Genomic DNA, 6581 nt, shown 5'->3' on the forward strand with positions numbered 1-6581 from the left:
GCAAGCATTTTCCTGCACCGATTCACAAATATCCTGTCCATTCACTCGGATTGTGGGCGAGGCCAAGAAGCGGTATTCCTTTGCCAGTTCTTCGCTGGAGATTTCTACTTTCTCCAGCTTTGTATGGTATCCGGCAGTTTCCAGAGCAGGCGAAATGGTAAGCAGCACTTCCTCCAACACTGCATCCGCACCGATGCAGCGATCACAAGTGGCAAGATCAAGATAAAGGTATTGAATTAAAACCACTTTTGCATCGTTTTCACAGGCTTCACCGCAGCAGCAAGGGGCGCTTTCAGTTTCGGCTTTTTCTCCATTTGGAGGAATCCAGCCGGTGTCGTCCCCCACATAGGCGATGGCTCCCACAGGGCATTTGTTGCCGCAGCCGTGGCAATGGTCAATGCAGCGTTCGGGAGAAACCACCACAGGGGATGGTGCTTTGTCTTTATCATAAACCCCGTGAGGACAAAAATTCACACAGGTGCCGCACTCTATACAAGAAAGATAATCAATCACAGGATACCAGCTTTTAGCCATTTCTCTCCCTCCTTTTTATACCAGCAGATACTGGAAAATATTAAATAAGTACCCAACAATGATGATGCCAATAGTACAGATCGCTACGAACAGCCCCAGCAGCTTTGGCTTCACCGCCTTGCGCAGCATGATGATGGAGGGCAGCGAAAGTGTGGTGACTGCCATCATAAAGGAGAGCACCGTGCCAAGCTGTGCGCCCTTGAACAGCAGCGCCTCGGCAACCGGAATCGTACCAAAAATGTCGGCATACATGGGAACACCCAGCAGAGTTGCCAGTACCACGCCGAAAGGATTGTTGCTGCCCAGCACCATCTCAATCCAGCTTTCGGGAATCCAGTTGTGGATGACAGCACCGATGCCAACACCGATGAGAATATACGGCAGCACCTTTTTGAAGGTGGACACCACCTGATCCTTGGCGTAGAGAACACGCTCTTTTTTCGTGAGGTCGGGCGATTCGATGTCCACGCTGCTGGCGCTGCGAATGAACTCCTCCACATGGTTTTCCATATGGAGCTTTTCAATCAGCGTACCGCCGACAACGGCGATCACCAGCCCCACCACCACATAAACGATGGCGACCTTTGCGCCGAAAATACTCATCAGCAAAACAAGAGAACCAAGATCAACCATGGGCGAGGAAATCAAAAACGAGAAGGTCACGCCCAGCGGCAGCCCCGCACTGGTGAAGCCGATAAACAGTGGAATGGACGAACAGGAGCAAAATGGGGTTACCGTACCCAGCAGTGCCGCCATGATATTGGCCCACACGCCATGAAAGCGGCTCATAATTTTCTTGCTGCGTTCCGGCGGGAAGTAGCTCTGAATATACGAGATGATGAAAATCAGCACACAGAGCAGCACTGTAATTTTCAGCACATCGTAAATAAAGAATTGAATACTGCCGCCGATTCGCCCGGTGACATCCAGCCCGAACAGCGAGAGCAGGTTGCCGATAACGGCATTCAGCCATTTCATTCCAAGCACTTGGTCTTGGAAGAACAGCCATACGTTTTGAAGAATTTCCATAGGGTAAAGCACCTCTCTTTTCTAAATTTGCATAGTCATATCAAAAAAACTTGATACATTATGTCGAATAAAAGCCATCTCCTATCAGATGGCCTTTATCGTTTGCAGCAGCTTGTGTCCTCTGCTGTACCATAGGGAGTGGTAATTGCCTTCAGCAGTTCCATGGCTTCGTTGCTTCCTTGTTCGCTGATTTTATAGTGCGTCCACTTGCCTTCCTGTCGGCTCTCCACAATGCCCGATTCACACAATATCTTCATGTGATAGGATAGCCCCGACTGCCCCATTTCAAGGTTATCGAGAAGCACACAGGCGCACTTTTCGCCGCTGCGGAGCAGCTCCAAAATCGCTAGCCGCTTTTCATCACAAAACGCCTTAAATACCTTGGCGTTTTTCTCTGGAGTAAGTTCCAACGTCTATCACCTCACATCAAAAACTCTTGATACGATATAGTATATGCGCCAAATCAAAAAATGTCAATATGAAAGGCAAAAAAGAGTTTTAAGAGCGGCTTATAGCTCGCTCTATTCCTATTTCGAATCTTTGAAAGGAGGCAACCTATGCCCTCAAATTTACAAGCCTACGCGCAGATGGCCGACCACGCGGCAACGCAGATTACCGGCAGTCATGTGGCGTGGACGGACTTTTTGACCACCGCCGCACGGCTCTACAAATACCCCTACAATGAGCAGCTCATGATTTATGCCCAGCGCCCGGAAGCCACCGCCTGCGCCGAATACGATTTTTGGAACGAAAAAATGCGGCGTTATGTGCGCCGTGGCAGCAAGGGCATTGCCGTCATTGATGCCACCGGCGACAAGCCGAGACTGCGCTATGTGTTCGATGTGGCCGACACCGGCGGCAGGGACAATTCCCGCAATGTAAACCTGTGGGAATACCGCCCGGAACATTCCGACGCCGTGACCGCCATGCTGGAGCGCAATTATGACGTTTCTGGCAGCAGCAATCTTTCCGATCAGCTCGAAAAGGTCGCTGCCCAGCTTGCCGATGAATATTGGAACGACCACCAGCGCGATATTTTTGACATCGTTGAAGATTCTTTTCTTGAGGAGTATGATGATTTCAACATCGGAGTGGCGTTCCGAAATGCCGCCACTGTGAGCATCACCTATTCCCTGATGTCCCGATGCGGACTGGAGCCGCAGGACTACTTTGAGCATGAGGATTTCCTCAGTATCTTCGATTTCAATACCCCTCAGACCGTTGCCGCCCTCGGCACGGTGGTCAGCGAGATTAACCAACAGGTGTTGCGGCAAATTGAAGTTACCATCAAAAATTATGAACGTGAGCACATCACGGAAAGGACGGCAGAGCATGGAGAACAACCTGACATACAGCAAGAACGGGGATTACCTGATTCCAGACCTGACGATCAGCGAGCCGGAGATGCCGCTGGGCAAATACGGGAGAATGCGGAAGAAATACCTTCAGGAGCATCGCCCCATCCTCTGGAACAGCCTGCTGCTGTCGGAGAAACTGTACCCGCACCTGTTGGAGATCGAACAGACGGCGCAGAACCGGTTGGAGCGGATGATGCCGGAGCTGGCGAAAGCGGCGGGCGCGACGGAGAGCCTGAAAGCGTCCGACCCGATGAAGTGGGTGGGGCTGATGAACACCTGCAAGGCGCAAGCAGAGGAAATCATTCTGAACGAATTAGTGTTCAGCTAAGCCTTTTTCCTTCGGAAAACGAGCAAATATCCTTCATAGAGCAAGCGGAGAGCGTAACATATACGCCCTTCGCTTTTTCTTTTCCTCAAGCGGATATTGACCATGTGCTTCGGCTCGGCGGCAACAATGACAGCAGCCGCCAGCGTGTGGCCGCTGAATTTATGAAGCAAAAGCCATTGGACGAAATCGCCGCATTTTTGAGCCGTGAATATATTGGCGGCGGTGGTTTCAAGACCGACGCCGGGGAGCTGTCCGCATGGTACGCCGAGGACGGTATCCACCTTGCCCGTGGGCGCTCTGCGCAGCACATTTCCAGCGCGCAGATCATCCCGTGGGATGATGCTGCCGCGCGTATCGGAGAGCTTTTGAAACAGGGGCAGTTTGCCACCAATGTGGAGCTTGCCGAAACGGACGGATATACCCGCAGCCAGCTTGCGCAATCCCTGTGGTATTTGCACCATGATTTTTCCGAGACAGCCAGTGAACAGGGGTATCTCTCCACTATCTTCGCATTTTCGGAGATTATCCAGATGATGCCGCTATCGCAGCCACGCAGCAGGTGCCGGAAAGTCGTCCCGCAGAGCAAAACGAACGGTTTACCGTCATTGAAACAGACACCGGCTATGCCGTTTGGGACGATATTCAGAATGGAATCCATGTGGACAAAGAGGGTATTGCCGAGGATTTCCCCAGCGAGTGGCAGGCCGACGCATACCGTGAGGAAGTGCGCCAAGCGGTTTCGGACACAGCGCCGGTCAACGACAAGGATATTGATGAGGTGCTGGACGATTATCCCATTACCGTGGAAATTGGCGGCGAGCTGCGCACCTTCCCCAACGCCGCTGCTGCGGAGGATGCACTAAATGAAGTCAGAAAATTTCCTTATGCTGTGGGCGATACCGTCTATTTGGAGGACGGCAAGGCGTTTATCGTAATATCCTTGCCGAGTGCGACGAAACGGTTTATATCAGCAGACACTACACCAAGGATTGTATGTTCCGACGCAACCGCTGGCTCATCGACCACGCCAGCTTCGTGCTGGCAGTTTACAACGGCTCGCCAAAGGGCGGCACGGCCTATACAGTAAATTACGCGCGGCAGAAAAACCGCGCCGTTATTACCATCAACCCCGATACGCTCAGTATCATGCCGTACACCATTGTGGTGGGTGAGCAGCACAATGAGCCAACAAAAATATAGTCAAATACATAACAAACCGGCGCATAAAACGTGCGCCGGTTTACTTTTATAGAAGGAGGCGCACATGGCGACGACCCGCATCATGCCGCTGCATACCGGCAAAGGCCGGAGCATCGGCACGGCGATTAGCGACATTCTCGACTATGTGAAAAATCCGCAGAAAACAGATGACGGCAGGCTCATCACAAGCGTCGGCTGCGACAGCCGGACAGCGGATGCCGAATTTCTCTTGAGTAAGCGACAGTACAAAACTGTCACCGGCAGAACACAGGAAAATGATGTGATCGCTTATCACTTCCGGCAGTCGTTTCGCCCCGGTGAGGTCACGCCGGAGGAAGCAAATCGTATCGGCGTAGAGTTTGCACAGCGGTTTCTAAAAGGCAACAACGCCTTTATCGTTTGCACCCATGTAGACCGCAGGCACACGCACAATCACATCATCTGGAACTCTACCGCGCTCTCCTGTGACCGTAAGTTTCGCAACTTTTGGGGCAGCACAAAAGCCGTCCGCAATCTCAGCGACACCATCTGTGTGGAGCATCAGCTATCCATCGTGGAGAATCCGAAGCGGCACGGCAAGAGCTATAACAAGTGGCTGGGCGATCAGGCGAAGCCCGGACACCGCGAATTGCTGCGCGCCATCATCGACGGCGCTTTGGAGAAAAAGCCGGACAGTCTCAACGCACTCCTGAAGCTGCTGCAAGAGGACGGCTGCGAGGTCACGCGCCGGGGCAAAGCAATCTCCCTCAGAGCGCCGGGATGGAAGTCACCGGCGCGGCTGGATTCTCTCAAAGAGGGCTACACCGAGGACGATTTGCTTGCCATTATCTCCGGCAAAAAGGAACACGCGCCGCGCGAAAAAGCTGTTGTTGCCCCCAAAACTAACCTGCTCATCGACATTCAGGCAAAGCTCGATGCCGGTAAGGGCGCGGGCTATGAGCGGTGGGCGAAGGTCTACAACCTAAAACAGATGGCGCAGACCATGAATTATCTGCGGGAACATGGTTTGCTGGACTATGCCGAGCTGAGAGAAAAAACCGACGCGGCAACTGCCCAATTCAACGCGCTCTCTGCGCAGATCAAGGCGGCGGAAACGCGCATGGCGGAGATTGCCGTTTTGAAAACACAGATTATCAACTACGCTAAAACACGCGAAGTTTTTGACGGCTACAAAGCGTCCAAATACTCGAAAAAGTATCTTGCGGAGCATGAACCTGACATCCTGCTGCACCGCGCCGCCAAGAAAACCTTTAACGATATGGGTATCCAGAAGCTGCCCACCGTCAAGAGCTTGCAGGAGGAATACGCCAAACTGCTCTCTGAGAAAAAGGCGGCGTATGCCGACTACCGGCGCTCGCGCGATGAGATGCGTGAGCTGCTCACGCACCGCGCCAACGTGGACAAGATTCTCGGCACAGATGAACGCGAAGCCGAGAAACAAAAAGAGCATGAACAGCGGTAAGCTGCTCACGCTCATAAGCATCCGAAGGATGCGCTGCCGCACAGAATGTGCGTTCAAGGGGGATTGGGGGCTGCTGCCCCTAACAAGCAAAATGAAGCCCGCCGCTGTGCGGGCGGACTTCATTTTTGGCGTTGTGGGTACCACAAGGCATTGCTTGCAAGTAACTCCGTTTCTGATACCCGTGCGGTCAAATGTAGGCGTTGCAATATGTAACATTTCTCTAAATTTGGGGTTTCCGCTCTTGAAAAGATACGGATATTCGTATATAATATAAGCTATAGTTTTTGTTTTTGGGGGTCAAAAGATGGACGGTATAGTGGGATATATCTCAATAAGAGAAGCCTCTTATAAGTGGGACGTGTCGGAGCGGCGCGTGACGCAATACTGCGCGGCGGGACGCATCCCCGGAGTTTCCCGCTTCGGACGCTCATGGGCGATACCGGCAGACGCAGAAAAGCCGAGTGATCCACGAAAAAGCAAGGACAAGGAGACATAATGATGAACCAATTAAAAATCAACAATCGCATTCTGTCAGTCGCCGCTTTCTCCTGCCTCTTTGCCTATCTGCTCTCCTTCGTATTTGAGGGGCAGGTGCTTTACAGTCCGATAGATGCCTTTGGCGCACAGGCAAGTACATTCATCCTTGCAGCCATTGTCGCTCATTTTGTTG

General features: G+C 52.2%; 9 protein-coding genes. 4 read left to right on the plus strand and 5 right to left on the minus strand.

Features of this window, described 5'->3' with window-relative positions; all coding sequences use genetic code 11:
* The 4 genes from ACOYIE_RS08220 to ACOYIE_RS08235 all read right to left on the minus strand — a co-directional run.
* A partial coding sequence (locus ACOYIE_RS08220) for a DUF2703 domain-containing protein (RefSeq protein WP_433412212.1) occupies positions 1 to 534 on the minus strand: 534 nt, incomplete at its 3' end.
* Between the two features lie 15 nt (positions 535 to 549).
* Positions 550 to 1563, minus strand: a complete 1014-nt coding sequence (locus ACOYIE_RS08225; RefSeq protein ID WP_195377097.1) for a permease — start codon at positions 1561 to 1563, stop codon at positions 550 to 552.
* Between the two features lie 95 nt (positions 1564 to 1658).
* Complete coding sequence (locus ACOYIE_RS08230; RefSeq protein ID WP_195377098.1) at positions 1659 to 1973, minus strand: ArsR/SmtB family transcription factor; 315 nt, start codon at positions 1971 to 1973, stop codon at positions 1659 to 1661.
* Positions 1974 to 2132: 159 nt separating this feature from the next.
* On the minus strand, positions 2133 to 2897 hold the full coding sequence (locus ACOYIE_RS08235; protein WP_195377099.1) for a hypothetical protein: 765 nt from the start codon (positions 2895 to 2897) through the stop codon (positions 2133 to 2135).
* A gap of 10 nt (positions 2898 to 2907) precedes the next feature.
* Between ACOYIE_RS08235 and ACOYIE_RS08240 the strand changes: the two genes are divergently transcribed.
* The gene (locus tag ACOYIE_RS08240) at positions 2908 to 3249 is read left to right on the plus strand and encodes a TnpV protein (RefSeq protein ID WP_433412218.1); all 342 of its coding nucleotides are present in this window, start codon (positions 2908 to 2910) and stop codon (positions 3247 to 3249) included.
* On the opposite strand, the gene ACOYIE_RS08245 is transcribed toward ACOYIE_RS08240, so the two are convergent.
* Complete coding sequence (locus tag ACOYIE_RS08245) at positions 3246 to 3689, minus strand: hypothetical protein (RefSeq protein ID WP_433412215.1); 444 nt, start codon at positions 3687 to 3689, stop codon at positions 3246 to 3248. The genes ACOYIE_RS08240 and ACOYIE_RS08245 overlap by 4 nt on opposite strands.
* Before the next feature lie 119 nt (positions 3690 to 3808).
* Here ACOYIE_RS08245 and ACOYIE_RS08250 point away from each other — a divergent pair, with 119 nt between their 5' ends.
* The 3 genes from ACOYIE_RS08250 (at position 3809) to ACOYIE_RS08260 (ending at position 5911) form a co-directional block, all read left to right on the plus strand.
* Positions 3809 to 4336 (plus strand): hypothetical protein, encoded by a 528-nt coding sequence (locus ACOYIE_RS08250; protein WP_243253725.1) that lies wholly within the window; start codon positions 3809 to 3811, stop codon positions 4334 to 4336.
* Entirely contained in the window at positions 4243 to 4449 is a 207-nt protein-coding gene (locus ACOYIE_RS08255; RefSeq protein WP_243253732.1) for a DUF1273 domain-containing protein, read from the plus strand. Before ACOYIE_RS08250 ends, ACOYIE_RS08255 begins: the two co-directional genes overlap by 94 nt.
* A gap of 64 nt (positions 4450 to 4513) precedes the next feature.
* Positions 4514 to 5911 carry a relaxase/mobilization nuclease domain-containing protein gene (locus tag ACOYIE_RS08260; protein ID WP_195377102.1) on the plus strand — a complete coding sequence of 466 codons (1398 nt, stop codon included), beginning with the start codon at positions 4514 to 4516 and terminating at the stop codon, positions 5909 to 5911.
* Positions 5912 to 6581 lie beyond the last annotated feature (670 nt).

Source organism: Agathobaculum sp., assembly GCF_050946325.1.
Classification (GTDB): Bacteria; Bacillota; Clostridia; order Oscillospirales; family Butyricicoccaceae; genus Agathobaculum.

Coding starts and splice junctions, on each gene's coding strand:
- ACOYIE_RS08225 (WP_195377097.1), bottom strand. CDS start 1,563: ATGGAAATTCTTCAAAACGTATGGCTGTTCTTCCAAGACCAAGTGCTT.
- ACOYIE_RS08235 (WP_195377099.1), bottom strand. CDS start 2,897: ATGCTCTGCCGTCCTTTCCGTGATGTGCTCACGTTCATAATTTTTGAT.
- ACOYIE_RS08255 (WP_243253732.1), top strand. CDS start 4,243: ATGTTCCGACGCAACCGCTGGCTCATCGACCACGCCAGCTTCGTGCTG.
- ACOYIE_RS08260 (WP_195377102.1), top strand. CDS start 4,514: ATGGCGACGACCCGCATCATGCCGCTGCATACCGGCAAAGGCCGGAGC.